General features: G+C 35.5%; 23 protein-coding genes. 11 read left to right on the forward strand and 12 right to left on the reverse strand.

Going from position 1 to position 23,853, the window contains the following annotated elements; all coding sequences use genetic code 11:
* Positions 1-8 precede the first annotated feature (8 nt).
* Positions 9-2,807: an excinuclease ABC subunit UvrA gene (gene uvrA, locus B8977_RS04295; protein WP_084016443.1), complete on the reverse strand. Its 2,799-nt coding sequence runs from the start codon at positions 2,805-2,807 to the stop codon at positions 9-11.
* 178 nt (positions 2,808-2,985) lie between these two features.
* Between uvrA and B8977_RS04300 the strand changes: the two genes are divergently transcribed.
* The 6 genes from B8977_RS04300 (at position 2,986) to B8977_RS04325 (ending at position 8,901) form a co-directional block, all read left to right on the forward strand.
* Positions 2,986-3,222 (forward strand): hypothetical protein, encoded by a 237-nt coding sequence (locus B8977_RS04300; protein WP_084016444.1) that lies wholly within the window; start codon positions 2,986-2,988, stop codon positions 3,220-3,222.
* Between the two features lie 100 nt (positions 3,223-3,322).
* Entirely contained in the window at positions 3,323-3,757 is a 435-nt protein-coding gene (locus B8977_RS04305; protein ID WP_143736318.1) for a lipocalin-like domain-containing protein, read from the forward strand.
* A gap of 80 nt (positions 3,758-3,837) precedes the next feature.
* The gene (locus tag B8977_RS04310) at positions 3,838-5,349 is read left to right on the forward strand and encodes an NAD(P)H-hydrate dehydratase (protein ID WP_084016446.1); all 1,512 of its coding nucleotides are present in this window, start codon (positions 3,838-3,840) and stop codon (positions 5,347-5,349) included.
* A gap of 250 nt (positions 5,350-5,599) precedes the next feature.
* Positions 5,600-6,445 (forward strand): transketolase, encoded by an 846-nt coding sequence (locus tag B8977_RS04315; protein ID WP_084016447.1) that lies wholly within the window; start codon positions 5,600-5,602, stop codon positions 6,443-6,445.
* Between the two features lies 1 nt (position 6,446).
* A complete protein-coding gene (locus B8977_RS04320) occupies positions 6,447-7,952 on the forward strand; it encodes a hypothetical protein (RefSeq protein ID WP_084016448.1) in 1,506 nt (501 codons plus the stop codon).
* A 1-nt stretch (position 7,953) separates the two neighbouring features.
* Positions 7,954-8,901 carry a transketolase family protein gene (locus B8977_RS04325; protein ID WP_084016449.1) on the forward strand — a complete coding sequence of 316 codons (948 nt, stop codon included), beginning with the start codon at positions 7,954-7,956 and terminating at the stop codon, positions 8,899-8,901.
* 591 nt (positions 8,902-9,492) lie between these two features.
* On the opposite strand, the gene B8977_RS04330 is transcribed toward B8977_RS04325, so the two are convergent.
* The 6 genes from B8977_RS04330 to B8977_RS04355 are packed head-to-tail and all read right to left on the reverse strand — an operon-like array spanning position 9,493 to position 15,506.
* The gene (locus B8977_RS04330) at positions 9,493-10,320 is read right to left on the reverse strand and encodes an O-methyltransferase (RefSeq protein WP_084016450.1); all 828 of its coding nucleotides are present in this window, start codon (positions 10,318-10,320) and stop codon (positions 9,493-9,495) included.
* A gap of 5 nt (positions 10,321-10,325) precedes the next feature.
* Positions 10,326-11,888 (reverse strand): TrkH family potassium uptake protein, encoded by a 1,563-nt coding sequence (locus tag B8977_RS04335; RefSeq protein WP_084016451.1) that lies wholly within the window; start codon positions 11,886-11,888, stop codon positions 10,326-10,328.
* Positions 11,885-13,246, reverse strand: coding sequence for a Trk system potassium transporter TrkA (trkA, locus tag B8977_RS04340; RefSeq protein WP_084016452.1), 1,362 nt, complete (start codon positions 13,244-13,246; stop codon positions 11,885-11,887). The genes B8977_RS04335 and trkA overlap by 4 nt, the downstream gene beginning before the upstream one ends.
* Before the next feature lie 9 nt (positions 13,247-13,255).
* Positions 13,256-13,984, reverse strand: a complete 729-nt coding sequence (locus B8977_RS04345; RefSeq protein WP_084016453.1) for a hypothetical protein — start codon at positions 13,982-13,984, stop codon at positions 13,256-13,258.
* Positions 13,985-13,989: 5 nt separating this feature from the next.
* Entirely contained in the window at positions 13,990-15,087 is a 1,098-nt protein-coding gene (prfB, locus tag B8977_RS04350; protein WP_084016454.1) for a peptide chain release factor 2, read from the reverse strand.
* Positions 15,088-15,104: 17 nt separating this feature from the next.
* Positions 15,105-15,506 (reverse strand): DUF6146 family protein, encoded by a 402-nt coding sequence (locus B8977_RS04355; RefSeq protein ID WP_084016455.1) that lies wholly within the window; start codon positions 15,504-15,506, stop codon positions 15,105-15,107.
* A gap of 41 nt (positions 15,507-15,547) precedes the next feature.
* Here B8977_RS04355 and arsC point away from each other — a divergent pair, with 41 nt between their 5' ends.
* From arsC to B8977_RS04370, 3 genes are read left to right on the forward strand one after another with little or no spacing between them, the layout of a single operon-like run.
* Positions 15,548-15,889, forward strand: coding sequence for an arsenate reductase (glutaredoxin) (arsC, locus tag B8977_RS04360; protein ID WP_084016456.1), 342 nt, complete (start codon positions 15,548-15,550; stop codon positions 15,887-15,889).
* 30 nt (positions 15,890-15,919) lie between these two features.
* Positions 15,920-18,145, forward strand: coding sequence for a RelA/SpoT family protein (locus tag B8977_RS04365; protein WP_084016457.1), 2,226 nt, complete (start codon positions 15,920-15,922; stop codon positions 18,143-18,145).
* A 38-nt stretch (positions 18,146-18,183) separates the two neighbouring features.
* The gene (locus tag B8977_RS04370; RefSeq protein WP_084016458.1) at positions 18,184-18,378 is read left to right on the forward strand and encodes a hypothetical protein; all 195 of its coding nucleotides are present in this window, start codon (positions 18,184-18,186) and stop codon (positions 18,376-18,378) included.
* Between the two features lie 349 nt (positions 18,379-18,727).
* On the opposite strand, the gene B8977_RS04375 is transcribed toward B8977_RS04370, so the two are convergent.
* From B8977_RS04375 to B8977_RS04390, 4 genes are all read right to left on the reverse strand, one after another.
* A complete protein-coding gene (locus B8977_RS04375; protein WP_084016459.1) occupies positions 18,728-20,185 on the reverse strand; it encodes a serine hydrolase domain-containing protein in 1,458 nt (485 codons plus the stop codon).
* A gap of 88 nt (positions 20,186-20,273) precedes the next feature.
* Complete coding sequence (locus tag B8977_RS04380; protein WP_084016460.1) at positions 20,274-20,834, reverse strand: helix-turn-helix domain-containing protein; 561 nt, start codon at positions 20,832-20,834, stop codon at positions 20,274-20,276.
* Between the two features lie 38 nt (positions 20,835-20,872).
* The gene (locus tag B8977_RS04385) at positions 20,873-21,436 is read right to left on the reverse strand and encodes a DUF4256 domain-containing protein (RefSeq protein ID WP_084016461.1); all 564 of its coding nucleotides are present in this window, start codon (positions 21,434-21,436) and stop codon (positions 20,873-20,875) included.
* A 184-nt stretch (positions 21,437-21,620) separates the two neighbouring features.
* Positions 21,621-22,298 (reverse strand): YceI family protein, encoded by a 678-nt coding sequence (locus B8977_RS04390; protein ID WP_084016462.1) that lies wholly within the window; start codon positions 22,296-22,298, stop codon positions 21,621-21,623.
* A 156-nt stretch (positions 22,299-22,454) separates the two neighbouring features.
* Between B8977_RS04390 and B8977_RS04395 the strand changes: the two genes are divergently transcribed.
* Positions 22,455-22,814 (forward strand): winged helix-turn-helix transcriptional regulator, encoded by a 360-nt coding sequence (locus tag B8977_RS04395; protein WP_084016463.1) that lies wholly within the window; start codon positions 22,455-22,457, stop codon positions 22,812-22,814.
* A 1-nt stretch (position 22,815) separates the two neighbouring features.
* Here the strand turns inward: B8977_RS04395 and B8977_RS04400 are convergent, their stop codons facing one another.
* A complete protein-coding gene (locus B8977_RS04400; RefSeq protein WP_084016464.1) occupies positions 22,816-23,313 on the reverse strand; it encodes an SRPBCC family protein in 498 nt (165 codons plus the stop codon).
* 131 nt (positions 23,314-23,444) lie between these two features.
* On the opposite strand from B8977_RS04400, the gene B8977_RS04405 reads away from it, so the two are divergent.
* Positions 23,445-23,846: a thiol-disulfide oxidoreductase DCC family protein gene (locus tag B8977_RS04405; RefSeq protein WP_084016465.1), complete on the forward strand. Its 402-nt coding sequence runs from the start codon at positions 23,445-23,447 to the stop codon at positions 23,844-23,846.
* Positions 23,847-23,853: the final 7 nt, after the last annotated feature.

Genomic DNA, 23,853 nt, shown 5'->3' on the forward strand with positions numbered 1-23,853 from the left:
TTTTAAAATCACAACTTCTCCACCAGAAACTGCCCTGTAAAAGATGATTTGGTTTTGGCGATTTCTTCGGGAGTTCCTTGTGCAACGATGGTTCCGCCTTTTTTACCACCTTCCGGTCCGATGTCGATGACCCAATCTGCTGCTTTGATGATGTCCATGTGGTGCTCGATGACAAAAACGGTGTGTCCGATTTCAATCAGGGCGCGTAAAGCTTTGAGCAGTTTTTTGACATCGTGGAAATGCAATCCCGTTGATGGTTCGTCGAATATAAATAACGAGTGGTTTTTGGTCTGCCCTTTTGTAAGGAAGGATGCGAGTTTGATCCGCTGTGCTTCTCCGCCCGAAAGGGTATTGGAGGACTGTCCGAGCTGCACATAACCCAAACCGACTTCCTGCAAGGGAAGGATTTTCTCTACTATTTTTTTGTCTTCGTGTTTCTGGAAGAATTCAACGGCTTCGTCGATGGTCATGTGGAGAATGTCGGAAATATTTTTTCCGTGGTATTTGACTTCGAGGATTTCCTTTTTGAAACGGTGTCCGTGGCAAGTATCGCACAAGAGTTCCACGTCTGCCATGAACTGCATCTCGATAGTGATGGTCCCTTCGCCTTTACAAGCATCGCAGCGTCCCCCGTCTACGTTGAATGAGAAATGTTTGGCTTCGTAACCGTGGAGTTTGCTTGCTTTTTGTTTGGCGTACAATGCACGAATGTCGTCGTAAGCTTTGACATAAGTCACGGGATTGGAACGGGAAGATTTACCGATGGGGTTTTGGTCAATTAATTCAATATTTTGAATTTTATTGATGGAACCGGATAGTTCATCAAACTCACCTATTTTATTTCCATAAATTCCTAAATTTCTTTGCAGAGCAGGGGTGAAGATATCTTTCATCAACGTACTTTTCCCTGAACCGCTGACGCCTGTGATGACCGTCAAGGTGTTTAAAGGAAATTTGGCATCGACATTTTTGAGATTATTTTCACGTGCGCCTTTTACTTCGATGTAGTTTTTAAATGGTAAACGTTTCTGTGGAATTTCCACTTCCAATTGACCATTTAAATACTGAGCGGTCAAAGTTTTTGATTTTAATAAATCAGGATAAGTTCCTTCAAAAACTACTTCACCCCCGTGGGTTCCCGCTTCGGGGCCGATGTCGATGATGTGATCGGCTGCTTTCATGATGTCTTCGTCGTGTTCGACCACAATCACCGTATTGCCCAAATCGCGCAATTTTTTTAAAACTCCGATTAATCTTTCGGTATCTTTTGAATGTAATCCAATCGAGGGTTCATCTAAAATGTACATGGAACCTACGAGCGAACTTCCCAGTGAAGTGGCTAAGTTGATTCGTTGGCTTTCACCTCCGGAAAGTGTATTGGAAGCGCGGTTGATGGTCAAATAGCTCAAACCTACATCAAGTAAAAATTCAATTCTGCTTCGGATCTCGTGGAGAATTCTTTTGGCAACTTTTTCTTCGTAATCGTTTAATTTTAATTCATCAAAGAAAATTTTTAATTCATCCAAAGGTAAATCTACCAAATCCTGAATGGCTTTTTGCTGAATTTTTACATAAGCAGCTTCTGGACGCAAACGTTTTCCTTTGCAAGTCGGGCAAGCCGTTTTTCCACGATAACGCGAAAGCATGACGCGGTATTGGATTTTATAAGTATTGGATTCGACCATTTTGAAAAAACCATCAATGCCTTCCCAGTTTCCTTTTCCTGCCCAAAGAATTTCTCTTTGTTCGTCAGATAATTCATAATAAGGACGATGAATCGGGAAATCAAATTTAGAAGCAAGTTTGATGAAATGATCTTTCCATTCGCTCATTTTTTCACCTTTCCAAGCGACTACCGCATCTTCGAAAATAGATAATTTTTTGTTGGGAATTACTAAATTTTCATCAATCCCAATCACTTTTCCGTAACCTTCGCAAGTCGGACAAGCGCCGTAAGGATTGTTAAAACTGAAAAAATGAATTGTGGGTTCGTTGAATGTAATTCCATCCAATTCAAAAGCATTGGAGAAATTTCTGATGGAAGAATCATCTGCATTTCGGACAATCATGAAACCTTTTCCTTCGAAAAATGCTGTCTGAATGGAGTCTGCCAAACGATGGTAAAAAGATTCGTCTTCCTGAACAGCAACGCGGTCGATGACCAAATAAATGAAGCTTCCTTTTTGCGGTTCAAATTTAAATTCAATCAAATCTTCGATTTTAACCAGATTCCCATCGACTTCCAAACGCGCAAAACCTTGTTGCTGTAAAATATTTAGGTGCTCGACGAAACTCCTTTCTTCTTTGTTGAAATGAAGCGGCGAAAGAATCAATAATTTGGTTTCTTCCTTCAAAGATTGAATGTAATTTACAACATCTGTCACTGTGTCTTTCTGAACTGCTTTTCCTGAAACAGGCGAATAAGTTTGTCCGATACGTGCGAATAAAAGTTTCAAATAATCATAAATTTCAGTCGTGGTTCCTACTGTGGAACGAGGATTGGTGCTGATTACTTTTTGCTGAATGGCAATCGCAGGAGCAATTCCTTTTATATAATCAACCTGCGGTTTGTCCAATTTTCCTAAAAACTGACGTGCATAAGAAGAAAGACTTTCTACATAACGACGCTGACCCTCAGCATACAAAGTATCGAAGGCAAGCGATGACTTTCCAGAGCCCGAAAGTCCGGTAATCACAATCAATTTATTTTTAGGAATCGCTAAATCTATATTTTTGAGATTGTGTAATTTAGCACCTTTTATAAGCACAAATTGTTTAGCGTCGTATTTGGATAAGTCTTTTTTCATTTAATGTCAGTTCAATCGTTTTTGAGCGCAAAATAATAACGCGCAAAGGTACGAAAAAGACAAAGGTTTCGGTGTAAACTGAAAAGTATTTATACATTTGAACTGTGAAATATCCATGTTTCCAAAATCATTGATAAAACATGGCTATTCCATAAGACCTTTCAAATAAAATGTACTTATGAAAAGATTAAAACTTATCTGGGACTTTCACGGACCTGATGCGCAGAAAACTGCCGAACACCACGAAATTCATTTGAAACAATTTATAGAAAGAGAAAAATTACCGCTGAATGTAACGGGAGCAGAGCAGATTTCTGATGTGCATTCAACGGCTTTTTTGGTGGTTTATGAAGATGGGATGATTGCTGTTCGTGATGCTTTGAAACCGCACAGGGGTGAATGGTATGAAGGATAGCATATTTAAAAATTCGTTAATTCCTTAAAATAAATCATATTTGTCCAAAATTTTTAAATCTAATCAACGTTATTATTACGTTATAAAACAAAATCGAATTATGAAAAAAGTAATTTTTTTAATGCTGGCAATTACCATGAGTTTAGGATTGATTTCATGTAGTTCTGACGATGATAATACAAGTAACGAACCGCAGTTTAATATTGTTGGAACTTGGAAAGTAACTCAGATTTTTATCAATGGAGTAGAAAGTGATGTAAATAATTATTGCTCTTACAGAGGAACTTTTCAATTCATCAATCCGAATACTTTTGTTGAAAATGGATTTGAATTGGTTGAAAACAATTGTACAGCGAAAGAAACTGCAGCCGGAACCTGGACGAAAAGCGGAAATAGTTATACAATCGCTAATGTAACATCTACAGTTTTACCTGCTACGTTTACACCAATTACTACTACAAGTAATATCAGTAAGTTTGAATTAAATCTTTCTGCGGGAGGAATACCAACGAGATTGATTTTCACAAAACAATAAAAAATCATAAATCTTATATTAAAATCCCGAAAATAATTCGGGATTTTTTTATTTTTATAATTCACGAAATTTGAAATCAAATGAAAATCCTTACGCCACAGCAATTAAGAGATGTAGAAACCAAAACCATCGAATCACAAGATATCGATTTAATCAACTTGATGGAACGTGCTGCAACTTCAGTTTTGCATTGGCTGAAAGCAAGATTGGATTTGACGCAAAATCATTTCACGATCATATGTGGAATTGGAAATAACGGCGGTGACGGTTTGGCGTTGGCACGTTTGCTGACAGAAGAAAAATCCAATGTGAAAGTTTATCTGCAAGACAATAATTCTTATTCGCTCGACAATCTAACGAACCAAAAACGGTTGAAAGTTGCTAAAATTCCTGTTGAACGATTTACAGATGAGACCCGGTTTGAATTTCCGCCTTACACGATTATAGTTGATTGTATTTTTGGTTATGGGCTTACGCGTCCGATTGGCAATGAGTGGAAATCGGTCATTTCTCAAATCAATGAAGTGCAGAATACGGTTATTTCGGTGGATGTACCTTCGGGTTTGTTTTGTAATCAATTAAATGAAGAAAATGACTTAGTTGTAAAGTCTGAAATTACGCTGACTTTTCAAACGCCGAAATTAGGATTGCTGCTTTCTGAGAACCAGGAATATGTAAAAGATTTTGAAATTTTGGACATCAGTTTAGATTTGGAATCCATTCAAAATCAAGAGTCTAAATACTTTTATTTAAGCAATGAGTTTATTCCTTATTTTCACAAAGCTAGAAATAAATTTTCTTACAAAGGAAATTACGGGCACGCCTTGGTTGTGGGTGGAAGTCACGGGAAAATCGGTGCAAATGTTTTGACTACAAAAGCAGTCCTGAAATCCGGAGCAGGTTTGGTTACTTCGTATGTTCCGAAATGCGGATACGAAATTCTACAAACGGTATTTCCAGAAGCAATGGTTTTGACAGATTTTTCACAAGATAAAATCATTCAATTTCCTACAATTGAGAAATTCAATGCGATTGCAATTGGTCCGGGAATGGGAATGGATGGAAAAACTTTGCAGGCTTTTGAACAATTTTTAAATGAAACGGATTTAAAAGAAAAAGCATTAGTTTTGGATGCGGATGTAATTAACTTGTTGGCACAAAATCAAAATCTGATTTCCAAATTGCCTGAAAATACAATCCTCACACCGCACATTGGCGAATTGAAAAGATTGATAGGCGAGTGGGAAGACGATTATGACCGAATCGAAAAAACAAAAGAATTCGCTCAGAAATATAAACTAATAATTATTTCCAAAGATGCACATACCGCAGTTTTTTCTTCAGACGGAGAAGTTTATTTCAATTCAACCGGAAATCCGGGAATGGCCACTGCAGGAAGCGGTGACGTCTTGACAGGAATCATCACAGGACAGCTTGCAAAAGGATTTGAAGCTTTGAATGCGGCTGTTTTTGGAGTTTACTTGCATGGACTTGCAGGAGATTTGGCGAAAGAACAATTGGGAGAAGAAAGTTTGATGGCTTCGGACATCATCAATTATATTCCTGTTGCTTATAAACAACTTTTTGGTTGATTTATAACGGGAAGTAGCGTCAGGGATAGGAGCGGCATCCTTTTGTGGAGCCTTGGCGGAACAAAAGATATAGCGGATAGCGCGACCGTGCGGCTGAATTTTTTGTAATAATATCCCGTTTTGAACCCGCGGGGTGACGCCCAAATATTAGTTATCAAATTTTGTGGAAAACTGTTGTTGATTTTATGAAAATTCGCTGTCAATTTCGCTTTGAAAAAGCTATTTTTGCACAACTTAGAAATTCAAATAAATGACTTTAACACAATTAGAAGATCACGTTCAACAAACCCGAAGAGATATTTTGAGAATGGTCCATGCTGTAAACAGCGGACATCCGGGAGGTTCGTTGGGATGTACGGAATTTTTTACGGCACTTTACGGAGAAATTATGGATTATTCGACCGATTTCAAAATGGATGGCATCGGAGAAGATTTATTTTTCCTTTCCAACGGACACATTTCGCCAGTATTTTACAGTACATTGGCTCGTTTCGGATTTTTTCCTGTAGAGGAATTGAAAACTTTCAGAAAAATCGATTCTCGTTTACAAGGACACCCAACTACTCATGAAGGCTTGCCCGGAATCCGCATTGCGTCAGGTTCTTTGGGACAGGGACTTTCCGTGGCCATCGGAGCGGCTTTGGCGAAGAAGCTAAACAACGATGATAAATTGGTTTATACACTTCACGGTGACGGCGAATTACAGGAAGGACAGATTTGGGAAGCATTGATGTTTGCTTCTGCAAAAGGAGTTGACAACTTGATTTCGACCATTGACTACAACGGGAGACAAATCGACGGAGATACCAAAGATGTTTTGGATTTAGGAAACTTGAGAGCAAAATTGGAAGCTTTTGATTGGTTGGTTTTGGAAGAAAAAGAAGGAAACAATCTGGAAAAAGTGATTGCAATTTTACAGAAAGCTAAATCTGAAACAGGAAAAGGAAAACCGGTTGCAATCATTCTACATACTGAAATGGGTAATGGAATTGATTATATGATGGGTTCACATTCCTGGCATGGAAAAGCGCCTAATGATGAATTGCTGGAAAAAGGTTTGCTTCAAAATCCGGAAACAGATTTAAAAGATTATTAATATGAAAAATAAACTTTTTTTAGGTTTAATTTTTTTTGGAATTAATTTATTTGCACAGGAAATGCATACGTTCAAATATCGTTTGGACTATAAGCTGGAGGGAGTAGAGAGCGATGAAGCCAGCTATTTCAACGGCAAACATTTTTTACCCGAAAAATTTACTGATAAATCAAAAACTTCATTGGTCATTTTCCCATATTTTTCTCTCTCGTCATCGGCTGATTTTTCATTGATTCATGGAAATAAAGTGATTGGGGTTACAAATCAAGATTTGGACAATACGTATAAAATCAGTAATACTAATTACTACAACTATGGTGAAAGTGTACGGGTTTTGTATGATTATGCTATTCTGAAAAAAATAGAAAGAGAACCTTTGAAAATTCTTGACAGAAGTTGCAACCATTATCAGGTATTTGCAGCTATGGACGGTGCACCTGAAACGAATGTTGATTTGATTTTTTGTATCGATGAAACAAGTGAAATTGACAATGTTAGCTTTTTAATCCAGCAAAAAGAAAATCCGGTAAAAGGCTTGCTTTTGGCCATTGCCCCGACTGACGCAGATAAAAATGAACGAATTGCATTGCAAAAAATAACGAACATCAATTCAACGATTAAAATTGATGTAGAAAAGGAATTGGCTGCTTATCAAATCAAAAAAGATTCTTTAGATAAAGTTTACAATAGTTATGACTATCCGGTCGATACGGCTTATGCTACAACTGATGTAGCTGCTTATGATTATTACAGCGAATATATGAACCAGCCGGAATTCTGTAATTATACAGGATTTTATGATTTGGTATTTGAAGGAGATAATTCATTTAGCGTTGCAAGTACTTATATGTCAAATCTTTGTTCAAATACTTATTATCTGAAAAAAGGTGATGAGGAAAAGTTCAAAAATTTCGCATTAAAGGAAATCAAAAACATCAAAAAGAATTATGTAAAATCAGGTTTGATGCCTAAAAAGGATGCAGCAATCTTCTACGAATTTTTGAAAAAAGACTTAGAGAAATTGGAAAAATCAAAACCTAAAACTGATGCTGAACTAGCTATTGAAGCCGCCGCTGCGGAAGCTGATGCAGCTGCGTATGCCGTTGCTGTTGATTCTGCTTACTATGAAGATGGCTACAGTTATGATGTTTATGTAAGTGATTATGAGTCAAATTATAAAACTGTAACACCTGACAATTCTAATTTTGCAATCGAATCTTTGATGCAGGATACTAATTCTAGTTATTGGAAAGGAATGCCGACTTATTGCAAAAAAATGGATTCGGTAATACCAGATTTCAAAGATGCTGATTTGAAGAAACATGCAAAAAATTATGCAGGACAAATCTGTGATATGTACATGGGCGAATTTGACGGAACGGGTGTTTGGTACAAAGGAACGCTCGATGCAATACGCGCAGAACAACTTTATTTCAACAACAATAAAGACAAGTTTTCGAAAAAAGACAAAGAATTATTAGACGAATTTTTAAATAGCTTAGATTAAGATGATTGACGTAACATATAACGAAAAAAAAGATACCCGAAGTGGATTCGGAGACGGATTAACGGAATTGGGAAGAACCAATCCTAACGTAGTTGCACTTTGCGCTGACTTAATCGGTTCCCTTAAAATGGATGATTTCATCAAGGAAAATCCTGAGAGATTTGTTCAGGTTGGAATTGCAGAAGCCAACATGATGGGAATTGCGGCAGGTTTGACCATAGGCGGGAAAATTCCTTTCACGGGAACTTTTGCTAATTTCTCAACCGGACGCGTTTATGACCAAATTCGTCAGTCGATTGCGTATTCGGACAAAAATGTGAAAATTTGTGCTTCTCACGCAGGTTTGACTTTGGGTGAAGATGGCGCGACACATCAAATTTTGGAAGACATAGGTTTGATGAAAATGCTTCCGGGAATGACGGTAATCAATCCATGCGATTACAACCAAACCAAAGCCGCAACCATTGCCATCGCGGAACATCACGGTCCGGTTTATTTGCGTTTTGGTCGTCCTGCCGTGCCGGTTTTCACTTCCCCTGAACAAGATTTTGAAATTGGAAAAGGTGTGATGATCCACGAAGGAATCGATGTAACAATTGTAGCTACAGGTCACTTGGTTTGGGAAGCAATGTTGGCTGTAAACGAATTGGAAAAAGAAGGAATTTCTGCGGAACTAATTAACATTCATACAATTAAACCACTAGACGAAGAAATCATTTTGAACTCTGTCCGCAAAACTGGAAAGGTTGTGACTTGTGAAGAACATAACAAATTTGGTGGTTTAGGAGAAAGTGTTGCGCGTTTGTTGACAGAAAAATATCCTGTGAAACAAGCATTTGTAGCAACGAATGATACTTTCGGGGAAAGTGGTACACCTGCAGAATTGATGAAAAAATACGGATTAGACAGTACTGATATTGTTAATAAAGTAAAAGGTTTAATGATGTAAATAATCTTTATCTCTTTCTGATAAAGTGTTTCAGAAATAATGAACAATTGTTGAAAACCAAGGTTAATTTATTGTAAATAAGTACCTTGGTTTTTATTTGCATAAAATTTAATCTTAAGTTAACTTTGAAATATCAAAATGAATTTCTGAATTGAATGTATCATTTAAGGAAGAATAAATTTAAAGGATTTAAAATCTCATTTTGATAGAACTCACGTTCTTTTACATAGTTCAAAATATAATGTTAATCAAATTAGGTTTCATCCTAAATGATAGATTTAGTTTGAACAAAAAGAGGAAATCATTTTTAAATATTTAATTTTAAATAGATTGCCGACTTCTACGTTTCAGATTACTAAGGTATTTGAAATCAAAAGATTTTCGATAAGAAAATCAGAAGTTTTAAAAGCATTGTTTAATTAGATTAAACTATTTTCAAGTATTTTCTCAGTTTTTGGAGCAACCTTCATTTCATTATTAATGGTTTAAGGTTTGTATCGCGGAAGATTCCTTACAGAATTAGAAAGTTTTACACAACGGTTCCAAAAACGGAAAATCCTGTTTGGCTTTTGTCACTCAGGATTTTCTTTTTTATTGCATCGTCAGAAATAAGTTTTTACTGATGTTTTTATTTATATCATTTTTATCAATCAACACAATTCCCAATTTATATAAATCAATTGCATAATTGACTATTGAGTCATTTTTGATGATTGCCCAAACTTCCTTCATTTCTTCGCTCCAATTGATGTCATCAAATACAACCACAGCCGGAGAATTTATTTTAGATTTTAATGATTCGAAATAGTGCAAAGTCGGGCTTTTCTGATGGTTTCCATCGATGAAAATCACATCAAAATCAAACGGTAAATCCAAAACCTGAGGAAAAGTATTTTCGTACAAACCTTGTATAATTTTGAAATTTTTCTCGTCAGTAAGGGTTGAAAATTGCTTTTGAGAAATTTCACACAAAGCCTGAATACCTTCCATCGTCACGAAATTAAAATCATCATTTTCTTTTAATGCAGAAATGATGTACGAACATGAAACGCCTAAATTCGTTCCAATCTCTAAGTAGTTTTTTGCTTTGAGATTTTTCGCCAAAGCATAATGAAATTTTGCCCAGATTTCTGGTGAAGCAGCTTGTTTGCTGATGAATTTAACTTTAGCAGTTGAATCACTTCCAAATATTTCATATGTAATAACTTGTGTGCTTTGACTTAAATTATTTCTATAAGATTCAATCTCATTAAAAATTTTTAAATCTTCATTTGAGAATTTAGAATTTTTTACCTGAAAAATGGTATCTAAAATCGTATTTAAAGTGGAATTATTGTGAGATTTTAGTTCAGCAATAATTTTGTTTTGGCTGGAAATTCTTTGAAGAAAATCAATATATTTATTTAATTTTTTAATCATTTTATTTAATTATTTCTCCAGAGAAATGGTGTGAATAAAATCAAAATTGCAAAAATCTCCAAACGTCCAAGAATCATCAGAAACGCACAAAACCATTTGGCAACAGGTGTCAAATCAGCCATCGTATCGGTTGGTCCATAGTTACCCAGACCGGTTCCAATATTTCCCAATGAACCAGCAGAAAGACTCATGGCTGAAATGAATTCTTCATAACCGGGATATAATCCTTCATTGATCAAAGCTAAAATAACCGAACTCGAAATCCATATGAACATGTACATCACAAAAAACGCAAGTATGTTATATACAATGTTTTGAGAAATGCTTTTCTTGTTGTAACGAACCGGTAAAATAGCATTTGGATGAATTAATCTTTTTAGTTCCATCCAGCTGTTTTTCAATAAGATAACGTGTCTTATTATTTTTACACCACCTGATGTAGAACCTGCGGAACCACCTACAAATAACAATGCAAAAAATATCATCGATATAAATGGCGTCCATTGTGTGTAATCTGCTGATGTAAATCCGGTTGACGTAATTACTGAAACGACTTGAAACAAAGAAGATCGCAATGACTCTTCAAATGTATAATGGCTTCCGTCAGCTGATAATTCTGCATAGGGAATGCTATTGTGAAAAGGCTGAGCGAATTGAAAAACGATGAATGCAACTATAACTGTTACCAAAGAAATTGTTCCTAAATACCACCTGAATTCTTCATTTTTTATAATTTTTTTGAAATCTGCTTTTAGTAAAAAGTGATTCAAAACAAAATTTACACCTGATAAAAACATAAAGATAATCATAATGTACTGAATCATCGGATTAGAATTCCAATAAGATGTACTTACATTTTTGGTAGAATAACCTCCTGAGGATAAGGTTGTAAGCGCATGATTCAATGCATCAAACAATCCCATTCCCGAGAAAAATAAAAGTGTAGCCTGAACCACAGTTAAAATTACATAAACAAACCACAAACGTTTTGCTGTATCTGTAATTCTCGGATGAATTTTATCTGCAGAAATTACGGGTGCTTCCACCACAAAAAGTTGCATTCCACCGATTCCTAAAAGTGGTAAAATAGCAATCGTGAGAACTATAATTCCCATCCCACCAATCCATTGCGTCAAACTTCGCCAAAATAAAAGCCCTTTTGGCAATATTTCCACATCGTTAAAAATAGTTGCGCCGGTTGTCGTATAACCTCCGATTGTTTCAAAAAAAATGTTGGTAATACTGAAATCATTTGCCTGAAATATTTGCTCTGATAAATAAGGAATCGAAAGAAAATAGGGGAGTGAACCTGATGAAATCAAACAAACCCAGCCTGCACTAACAATCAAATAACCGTCTCTTCTGTTGACTTTTTTATGTGCATTTTTAGTTCCGAAATAAGCTGCAGCACCCAATCCGGCGGTGATGAAGCTGGAAAATGCCATAGATTTATAAATTTCTTCTCCGTAATACAAAGCAACCGGAACGCATAAAAGCATAAACAGCGCATTGATGAGCATCAGCATGCCAATGAGGTTAAATATGATTTTGAAATTTATCGTTCTCATTGAAAGTATTTTCCAATTTTGGAAATGGCAGAAGGCTGAACAAATACTACAACGCGGTCGCCACTCATGATTTTGAAGTCACCGGTTGGGATAAACCCTTCATTTTTTCTTACAATTCCTCCAACGATTGATTCTTTGGGAAGTTTTATTTCTTTTAAAGTTTTGTTTACAATTGGCGAAGATTCATCCACTTTAAATTCCAAAACTTCAGCATCTACATCAGAAAGTCCGGTAACATCAACCACATCACCTTTTCTGATGTAACGGAAAATGCTGTCTGCTGCCAATAATTTTTTATTGATGAATGCGCTGATTCCAACCTCTTGACTCAGATGGATATAATCCATATTTTCCACCAAAGCAATGGTTTTTTTGACACCTTTGGATTTTGCAACCAAGCATGACATGATGTTGGCTTCAGAACTTCCGGTAACCGCAATAAATGCGTCTGAATTTCCAATTCCTTCTTCTTCTAAAAGATCTCCGTCACGACCGTCTCCATTGATAATCAAAACGTTACTCAATTCATCAGCCAAATCAAAAGCTTTGTTTCTATCTTTTTCAATTAATTTTACATTATGTTTTGATTCTTTGAGAAGCGTTACAGTTTTTTTACCAATGCTTCCGCCGCCCAACACAATTACGTTTTTATAAAATTCTTGTTTTTTTCCTAAAAGGTTGTAAATCTCTGCTGTAGCATGTTTCAACGCGATGAAATAAACCTGGTCATTCAATTGATAAATCGTATCTCCGCGTGGGATAATCGTTTCATGAATGCCTCGTTCATTATTACGAATGATTGCAATCGGCATGAAATGAGGCGTTTGTTTTGTAACATCAATTACGTCACGAACTTGTTTTCCAAGTACTTTACAATCCTTATCTAAAACAGTTCCGAAAAGTTTTAGTTCGCCATTGGCAAAGGCGTGGGTTGTATTAAACGCAGATTCTTCTACTAATTGATGAATTTCCAACGCCGCCAATTGTTCAGGGCTGATTAATACATCAATACCAATCCTTTGAACCGGAACGGCATTTTCTCTTCGTAAAAATTCAGGATTGGTGATTCTTGCAATGGTTCTTTTTGCTCCCATTTTTTTGGCAATCAACGCACTTGTCAAATTGGTATTTTGAAGTTGTGTGACCGTAATGAAAATGTCGGCTTCATCCGCTTTGATGGCGCGCAAAGCATCAAAAGAAGTGATGTCTCCACGGTGAACCATCACATCGAGATTACTTTCAATGTTGTGCAATTTCTCTTTGTCAGTGTCGATTACAACCACATCCAACATTTCTTTGGACAACCATTTAGCCAAATGGAATCCAACTTCTCCCGCACCGCCGATTACGATTTTCATTTTATAGTTTTAAATAAAATTACCCATAAATTCCCATTCCAAAGGAGCTTTGAGATCTTTTAAATTTTTCAGTTTATCTATTTTGAATGATTTCCATTCTACTTTTTCTTCTGACTTGACTTCATTTCCTTCGCTGTCTTCGCCAAACATATTTCCGCCTGAAGTGATGCTCATTTTTTTAGTAGAAAAATTTATACTTGTGGAATTCATTTCGCCTGAAGCTCTGTGAAATTCCTGAGAATCAAAACCAATTAATTCAAATTCATTCTTTTGAAAACGAAATGTATATGCATTTGTACTTGCGTACCAAGAACCGCAGCTCATCCAATAATTAAGTGACAAAACCAATGATCCGTTTTTAATTTCAATACCACCATCCATTATAGGGTCGGCTAAGCAAGTAGATTCCATGTCTCCTTCGGTTGGGACGAATGTTTTGTTCAGTTCTTTTAAATCATAACCTTTCTCAGTTTTAAATAAAACCAACAAATAGCGTGGATTTGTATTGATAATCGAACTTCCTAAATTTTCATTTTGAAAAAGATTGTCAGGATTTGTATCCTCAATAATCAAAACAATATCTGATTTTTTATCTTTATTTAAATCTCCTTCGACTTGTTCAATAATTCTCCAATTTATAGGAACAAAATCTTTTAAATCTTTTCCTGACTTTGGAATTTCCTGGGATAAAATTATTGAATAAAAGCTAAAAAAAAGAAGGGAAGTTAAATTTTTCATTGGATTTAATCTTCTTGTTTCTGTCCCATAAGCATTAAAAATGCTTTCAAAAATTCATCTAAATCGCCATTCATAACAGATTGAACATCACTTGTTTCTATTCCTGTTCTTACATCTTTGATTAATTGATAAGGATGCATCACGTAATTGCGGATTTGCGAACCCCATTCGATTTTCATTTTGTTGGCCTCTATTTCACTTCTGGCGGCCATTTTCTTTTCGAGCTCGATTTTATACAATTCAGATTTCAACATCTGCATCGCCAATTCTCTGTTAGCCAACTGCGAACGTTCGACCTGACAAACAACTACAATTCCCGTTGGTTTGTGGGTTAACTGAACTTTGGTTTCAACCTTGTTTACATTTTGTCCACCCGCACCTCCGGAACGCGAAGTATGCAATTCTACATCGCTCGGATTGATGTCAATTTCTATTGAATCATCTACCAAAGGATAAACATAAACAGATACAAAACTCGTGTGGCGCTTGGCATTGCTGTCAAACGGAGAAATTCTCACCAAACGGTGAACGCCGTTTTCTCCCTTGAGATAACCGAAAGCAAATTCACCTTCGATTTCTAGTGTAACTGTTTTTACTCCGGCTACATCGCCTGCTTGAAAGTTGAGTTCTTTTACTTTATAACCGCTTTTTTCAGCCCACATCAGGTACATACGCATCAGCATACTTGCCCAATCACAACTTTCCGTTCCACCAGCTCCGGCTGTAATTTGAAGCACGGCACTCAAATTATCGCCTTCTTCGGAAAGCATATTTTTGAACTCTATGTCTTCGAGTAATTTCAAAGTGGATTGGTATTGAGCATGAGTGTCTTCATCAGAAGCTTCACCTTCTTTATTGAATTCAACTAAAACTTCTAAGTCATTGAATCCGTTTGAAATATCATTATAAGCTTCAACCCATTTCTTTTTAGAACGAAGTTCTTTCATGAAAATTTCCGCTTGTTTTGGATTGTCCCAAAAATCAGGCGAAGCCACACGTTCTTCTTCGTTAGCTACTTCAATTAATTTATTTTCTATCTGTAAATAGGAGTGTAAGTCTTTGATTCTCTGACTTAAATCCTTTAAAAGGTCGTTATTGAACATAAATGCAAAGATAATGCTTATCTCCCAAAGTATAAATCAACTTTGTATTTCCATTTGATGAATTCAAAGAAATTATAAAGTTTATATTCTAAATTGATTCCGTAATCTTTATTGGATTCATAATCAATTCTCAGTGCATAAAAATCAGGATCATAATTAAAGGGTTGTGAATGTCTTAAATTCCACTCATTTACATAAATCTGATTTCGGTTTTTATAATAACTCTCAGAATAGAAATTCATTGGTCGCGCAATGCTCACAAGGTAAGTTTCATATTGTGGATCTAAAACGATGATGTCATATTCATCCTCATCATTTTTCTCAAAAGAAAGCGTGTTTTCTTCTTTTACGGGAGGTATTTTTGTGGTGCAATTTGAAAATAATTGACAACAAATTATTATGTAAAGTAAATTCTTCATTTGAAAATTATTTGTATAAATTTAGTGAAAAAGAAAATACAATGATCAAAATCTATCATAATCCCAGATGCAGCAAGAGCAGGGAAGGACTTTCCATTCTTGAAGAATCAGGAAAAGAGTTTGAAATAATTGATTACATGAAAACGCATGTTTCTGAAAATGAGCTGAATGAATTAATAAAAAAATTAAATATAAATCCGATTGATTTAGTTCGAAAAAATGAAGAAATTTGGAAACAGAATTTTAAGGATAAAAAATTGACTGACAAAAAAATCGTCAAGGCAATGGCCGATAATCCTAAACTTATAGAACGACCAATCGTGATGAATGAAAATAAAGCTGTGATTGGGCGTCCTCCTGTTTTGATAAAAGACATATTGTAATTTCCCGGCAAAATAACTAACTTTATACCTATGGCAGAAGAGAAGATTTTAGACGCGCTCGAGAAAGAGAATCTGGAAATTTCCAGACGATACAAGGATATGTTGAAGCATACCTACCAAACCCTGAATAAAGAAGATAAAAAACTTATAAGAAAGGCATTTGACCTGGCTTCAGATGCCCACAAAGACCAAAGAAGAAAAACGGGAGAACCTTATATATTTCATCCGATTGAAGTGGCAAAAATTGTTGCTGATGAGATCGGCTTGGGTGCGACCAGCATTGCTGCTGCACTGATGCACGATGTCGTTGAAGATACTGACTATACGCTTGAAAACATTGAAGAATTATTCGGACCCAAAATTGCCAGAATTATAGATGGTCTGACCAAAATTTCAATACTTAATAAACAAGATGTTTCGATTCAATCTGAGAATTATAAAAAATTATTGCTGACACTTTCCGAAGATGTACGTGTGATTTTGATCAAAATCGCTGACCGTCTGCACAATATGCGTACACTGGAATCAATGCATGAAGACAAACAGCTCAAAATCGCATCAGAAACCATTTTCATTTATGCACCTTTGGCGCACAGAATGGGGCTGTACAACATCAAATCTGAATTGGAAGATTTGAGCTTAAAATATACAAAACCAGATGATTACAGCAGTATTGAACGCAAACTTCAGGAAACCAAAGAAGAACGTGAAAAATACATCGAGGATTTTACGAACACAATTAAAGAAAGACTAGAAGACGAAGGTTTGCATTTTGACATCAAAGGCCGTTCGAAGTCTGTTTTTTCCATTCATAGAAAAATGTTGGCTCAAAATGTTGGTTTTGAAGAAATTTATGATCGATTTGCAATTAGAATCATTTACAAATCTGATAAGAAAAATGAAAAGTTTATTGCATGGAAGATTTATTCCATTGTAACTGATATTTTTCGCCCCAATCCAAAAAGGCTTCGCGACTGGATATCCCAGCCAAAATCGACCGGATATGAATCGCTTCACATTACGGTTATGGGACCGATGGCACGTTGGGTGGAAGTTCAGGTGCGTTCAGAACGCATGGATGAATTGGCTGAACATGGCGTTGCGGCTCACTACAAATACAAAGAAAATTACAAAGTTGAAGATTCCAAAGTCGATGAATGGATCAATCAGGTGCGTGATATGCTGGAAAATCATGAAACCCAGGATGCAACTGAGTTCATAGACAATTTCAAATTTAATTTATACGCCAAAGAAATTTACGTTTTTACGCCCAAAGGTGATTTGTATTCGCTTCCACGCGGCGCATCTTCGCTTGATTTTGCGTATGCGATTCACAGTAACATTGGAGATACTTGTTTAGGAGCAAAAGTAAACGGAAAATTATATCCGCTCAGCCATGAATTGCAAAGTGGAGATCAGGTTGAAATAATCACTTCTTCTCACCAAAAACCAAAACCTGACTGGCTGGAATTTGTGGTCACAAGTAAGGCGCGTTCCAAGGTTAAAGCTTCGCTGAATGCGGCAAAAAGGGCAACTTCAGAAGAAGGGAAAGAAATTTTGATACGCAAACTTAGACATTTGAAAATAGATTTCAATGAAAAAATAACTACTGATTTACAGCTTTTCTTTAAGACGAAAAATAGTCAAGATGTTTTTTATAAGGTTGCAACGGGAGAAATCGACAACAAAAGCTTACGCAAATTTGCCGAAGGAAAATCGGGAATTACAGGATTTATAAACCGTTTCCGCCCAAAGATGGGAACGAAATCAGTCGTTACAGAAGAGCCGGAAAGACAAAAACTGGATTCTTTGGTTTTTGGACCTGACGAAGAAAAACTTGATTACGATTTAGCATCCTGCTGCAATCCAATTGCGGGCGATAAAGTATTTGGTTTTGTGACCGTTGCAAAAGGAATTCGTGTGCATAAAAAAGATTGTCCAAATGCGGTTTCTTTACAGGCAAATCAAGCATATAGAATTATCAAAGCAAAGTGGATCGATTCTTCATCACAATTGTACCGTGCGATTCTCAACATTCACGGACTTGACCGAATCGGATTGGTAAATGACGTAACCAAAATCATATCTTCAAATCTGTCAGTTCATATAAGAAGTATCAATATTTCTGAAGAAGATGGTATCTTTGACGGGAAAATCTCTGTTTCGGTCAAAAATAAATCTCAACTTGATAAAATTCTTGAAGAATTGAAATTGGTTGAAGGAATACAGAAAGTAAGCAGGACTTACGCTAATTAATAACAACGAAACTCGAATTTCGTTTAACGCAAAATAAAATGAAGTTAAAACCTTTTCATTATTATTCCATTGGATTCATCATTACTGTAACTGTCGGGTTTATTTATGAACAATACATGGGATTTGTACTTGGAGGCGCATTGTATGCCATTTTGATGGGATTCATCATCCGAATTTTCAAAATCAATCCGGTCGAAAAATCCATTTATGACAGAAGAAAAAAAGAATTATAAATTATTTCAGAAATTTATTAATTATATGTTAGGGTTAATAAATTTTAAAACATTTAAAGTATCCTCTATATTTCTTGATAGAGGTCTATAGGCTCTATTGCGAAATTTTTCAACATTCTTGTCTACTTCTTTAGCGGAATGTGTATTTCTTATTTCCTAAAAAACGAATATTAAAAATATAGTTTATTTGTTTTATTGATTATAATTATTACTGCAATTTTTAGTTGCTACAGTCAATATATTTACACTGAATACAGTTTACATCAGGGAAAATGAAATCCCCATAGCAAATATTTACAGGGATTTTTTCTTTGATGAATTTGTGACCAAAAAGATTTTGAGCAGGTGATCACTTTTTTTCCCACAGCTCATTTCCCAGATATAATTCATTTAAGATTTGGTCATAATTTTTCATAGCATTGTCACCATTCATAAAAATTAAATATCCGTTTTTTGTTTTTGGAAACATGATAGCGAGCGTATTCACCCCCGGATCTCTTCCTGTATGAAACAGAGCGTATTCATCATTACTAAATCCAACCAGGATTTCCCATCCCAATCCAAAATATTCACCATCTTTCACAGTTGATTGTTTTGTCTGCATTTCCTGAAATAATTCTTCAGAAATTCCCGCACCATTCATCACATAAGTCATGAAACTTCCATAATCTTCAATCGTTGTCAAAAGATTGGCGGCTGAATTCGCTTCGTAATATTTTTCAGTCGGAATTAAATTTCCTTTTTCATCAAAGTTTTTAGCATAGAGTGATTCATCCATTTTTTCATCCCACCAAAATCTTGTATTGGTCATTTTTGCAGATTTAAACAAATATTCTTGAGCCAATTCTTCGATTGTTTTTCCTAATTTGTTTTCGACTGCTTTTCGAAGATATTCAAAACCTTCGCCTGAATATTGATATTTCGTTCCAGGCTCAAATTGAAATTCGAGTTTGTTAGATTCATTCAGATAACGCCAGTTCGGAAAACCGCTTTGGTGCGAAAGAATAATTCTTGGCGTTAGTTTTTTATGCCAATTATTTGATTTTACATGTGGGTCAATCCAATACTTATGTAAAGGCTCATCCAATCCGATTAAACCTTCGTCAATCAATTTCAAAACAGTCATGGCAAAAATAGGTTTGGTTAATGAAGCTACTTTGAAAATCGTATTGTAAGGCGCCGTATTTTGTTTATCCAAAGTTCCGTATACATCAACTTTTGTCAATTTTCCGTTTTCTATAATGCCGATTCCCATCGCAGGAACATTGCTTTCCTGAATGATTTTATCAAATTTATTTAATGTTTGATTTTCTGCTTTTACTTCCTGATGATCGTAACTCAGGATATCGGTCAATTTCCAGATATTATTTTCTTTGGTCCAAACCGAAGTAAACTTTGCTGTTCCGCCGTAAACATCTTCTTTTCCTTTTTCTCGGATGTAAAAATGATGAATTCCGGATTGGATTGCTCCGTACAAAACGCCATCATTGTAAAGTGCAAAAACTTCAAGTGTTTCCGGCTGTAATTTCCTGACGGGTTTTTGAATTGAATTTCCGCAAATGTTGTTTTTGGTTCTTTCCAGAAAAACTTTTCTATCCTGAAATCCTCCGACGTCGTGGTAAAATTTCAAATCAGCGGAAACTCTACTTTCCATGTATTTGATGTCGCATTGATTAAATCCTCTTTCAAAAAATAAACTGTCTTCTTTTTTCAATTCAAGAAACAGGGGAGAATCAGTTGCGATTTGTGCGTTTAAATTGAGGGTTAAACTTATGAAAACTAAGCTCAATAAAATTCGTTTTGTCATTTCAGTAATTTTCCGACAAATATTATCCTTGCAAAAATTTTAACCTAAAAATTTGCCTGACAATGACCCGCCAATTGCCCGACAGGGTTTATATAATACTGAAATTCAGTTTGAAATATAATTTTTTCTTTCTGTCGATTTCAGCTGTGTTTCTTAGAATAATAAACACATTTATAATTACCAAAATGACCATTACTATCATTGTAAAAGGATTTCCAAGCGAAAACCAATTCTTGATCAATGCACATAGCATGAATAAAATAACCGAACTTATTATCCATAAAAGCTGAACTGTAACCAATTGTTTTGTAAGCGGATTAAATTGTTTCAATACGAACATTAAAATCAACGGAACGATGATATTTGCCGGTGGAAAAACTGTGAATGGGAGAGAGGAGAGATTGATAATTTTTAGTAACGAATAATTGATTTCAGGAGTTTCAACTTCGGCAATAAGAGAAGTTTCTTCCTGATTCAACAATTCTTTTTCTTCGACTCCTAAAGCTTTTGCTAAGATTTTCAGCGTTTGACCTTTGGGTTCTGTTCCGGCTTCGATGCGCTGAATTGTCCTTACAGAAATACCCGACAGCTCAGTTAATTCTTCCTGAGTAAGATTTAATTTTTCTCTGTAAGATTTTAATTTGGACATCCCTGTGGCTGTGAAAATTTCTTCAAAATTAAAAATATTTAAACAATTAGTTTACCACGAAAACCTCTTGCCGCATAATAAGAATCTGCGCCATTATGATACATAAATGTCCTGCCATAGCGTTTGTCACAAAAGATAGCACCACCTTTTTTTCTGATGTCTTCCGGTGTTTTTATCCAGCTCGATGTTTTCAAGTCAAAATCACCTAATTCCTGCAAAGTTCTGTATTCCTCTTCTGTTAAAATTTCAATGCCCATTTCATTGGCAGCATCAACGGCTGAATTTGCAGGTTTATGCGCCTTTCTCGCATCCAAAGCAGCACGGTCGTAGCAATAACTTCTGCGTCCTTTTGGACTTTCTGGAGCACAATCGTAAAAGTTAATTTCTCCCGATTTTTTATCAAATCCAACAACATCAGGTTCTCCTTCGGTTAATTCCATTTCATCTAAAACGTAAATCTTTTCAGGATTTGATTCCAGTCGCTTCTGAACATCATCCCATTTCAAATCTTTATGACGATTCATGTTTTTCTCAAAACGGTTTTTGAGTTTTCCCAATAATTCTTTCTGTTCTTTTGCCGATAAAGATTTTAATTTGCTCATGATGTCATTTTCTTGAGAGTAAAATTAAATGTTTTTATTCAATATTATAATTTAATCCAAAACAAAAAAGAGGTACAAAAATGCACCTCTTTTAATTATATTTCAGATTTTAAATCAGTTTCCTTAATTTCCTAATAATGTTTTTTGAAATTTAAACACTATAAAAAAACTAATCTAAATATCATTATTTCTTAGCTTTCACATTCAGTTCGATGTCAACTTCCTGAGAAATCCCCCAGTCTTTCACGTCACCTTCAGCTCCGTAAGTCAATCCCCAATCTTGTCTGTTGATTGTGAAATTTGACGACAAAACAACTTCCATTTCTGATACAGTTATTTTTGCAGGGAAAGTTACATTCACAGTTTTATCTTTCAAAGTCAAATTACCGCTAACCATAAAATTCGCATCTGCAATGTTACTTTTATCTTTACTTGTATCAAATGCCGCAACTTTTGTAATTTCAAATTTCGCAGTAGGATATTTGTCAACTTCAAAGAAATCAGCATTTTTCAAATGCGCATCCAAATCCGCTGAAGTTTTTCCACCACTCTTTGCTGCATCTACAGCTGCAGGATCGGTGGTTAAAGAATTTATGTCAATAACGAAAGAACCGCCGGTTACAGTACCATTTTCCGCAGAGATAGTTCCCGTACTTTTCACAGTTCCAAATCTCGGATCCAAACCTCCTTTGTGGTAAGCTTTCCATTTCAGAGAACTGTTTTCTTGGTCAAGTGTATAAGTTACCCCTGTTTCTGCAGCTACTTCTTGTTCGGCCTGGGTTATTGATTGGTCACTGTTTGAGTCTTTACAAGAGATCATAAAACTGCCGGCTGCAAAAGCCAAAATCATTACTTTTTTCATTTTTATAAAAATTATATTTCTAATTATGGGTACAAATCTAAAGTCTATTGAGTTTACAATAGCTATTGATTTCCTTTTAGAAACTAGTTTCCTTGAGGAAACTAACCATATATTTTATAACTTTAAGGAGTAATTTTGTCCTGAAAATTAATTCAAATGAAAAAAGAAGCCGTTCTCAACAATTCACCCGAGTGCAGAAGCCGTATCATCGCCATTACAGATGCCATGCAGGTACTTTCCGGCAAGTGGAAGTTTCATATTCTCGGTACATTGATAAGGGGAGAAAGAATGCGGTTCATGGATTTATTGCGTGAAGTAGAAGGCATCGGCGCAAAAATGCTTTCCAAAGAATTGCAGGACATGGAGATGAACCATCTCATCAGCCGTACCGTTCTCAATACCAAACCTGTAACAGTCGAATATGAAATCACAGATTTCGGTAAAACCCTTGAACCCATCATCGAGGAAATTGCCAATTGGGGTATTGCGTACAGGAAAGCAATTAGTGAGAATTAGATTATTTTAGCTCTTCCAGCAATTCATCCAGTTGGTCCAGGCACATTTCAAATCCTTCTTTGAATCCCATATCGATAATCGCTTTTAAATCTTCTTCACTTTTGAATTCGAGTGTGATAGAAGCTGTTGTGATTCCTGCCTCCTCATTAAATATATTGACCCAAGTTGTTTTCGGAAGATCATTTCTTTCGTTTCCATCCTCATCACAAAAAACTTCCTCGCCACGGAAACTTACACTATCAGCAACGCCTGAATAATTGAAATTACACCAATGTTTTTCACCTTCCGGACTTACCATCGCATACAACCATTTGCCGCCTTCTCTGAAATCCATCGTTTTCGTTTCAACACGATAAGGCTTTGGAGCCCACCATTTATCCAAAAATTCAGCTTTTGTCCAGGCCCCCCATACTTTGTCCAAGCTTGCAGCAAATTCTCTCTTTATGTTAATTGCATGATTTTCCCCCACAGAAAACTCATATAATAATTTCGGTTTCATAATTTTAATTTTTAGATTAATGTAAATTTAATTACAAATACAATGCAAAATTTTAATTGGGCAATCGTTTTATAACCAATCTTTATAAATCTAAGTTTCCATTTCAAATTCATAATGATTAACTTTACACTATGAATTCCCATAAAATCATATTGTTTGACGGCGTTTGTAATCTGTGTAATTCAAGCATCCAGAAAGTAATAGAAAACGATGATAAAAACATCTTTCAATTTGCTTCGCTTCAATCGGATTTCGGACAAGAATTTCTGAAGAAAAATAATTTTAATCATGAAGAATTTAATTCTATGATTTTAATTGATGGGGATAAATTTTACACGCAATCAGATGCAGCATTGAGAATAGGGAAGGAGCTGAAAGGAATTTATAAAATTTCAAAATATCTGCTTTGGACTCCAAAATTTATCCGAAATTTAATTTATAAATTCATTTCTAAAAATCGCTACAATTGGTTTGGTAAAAAAGAATCCTGTTGGCTTCCAACCCCTGAACTCAAACAAAAATTCATTTCTTAAATTTAAA

It is taken from the genome of Moheibacter sediminis (assembly GCF_900176425.1).
Lineage (GTDB): Bacteria > Bacteroidota > Bacteroidia > Flavobacteriales > Weeksellaceae > Moheibacter > Moheibacter sediminis.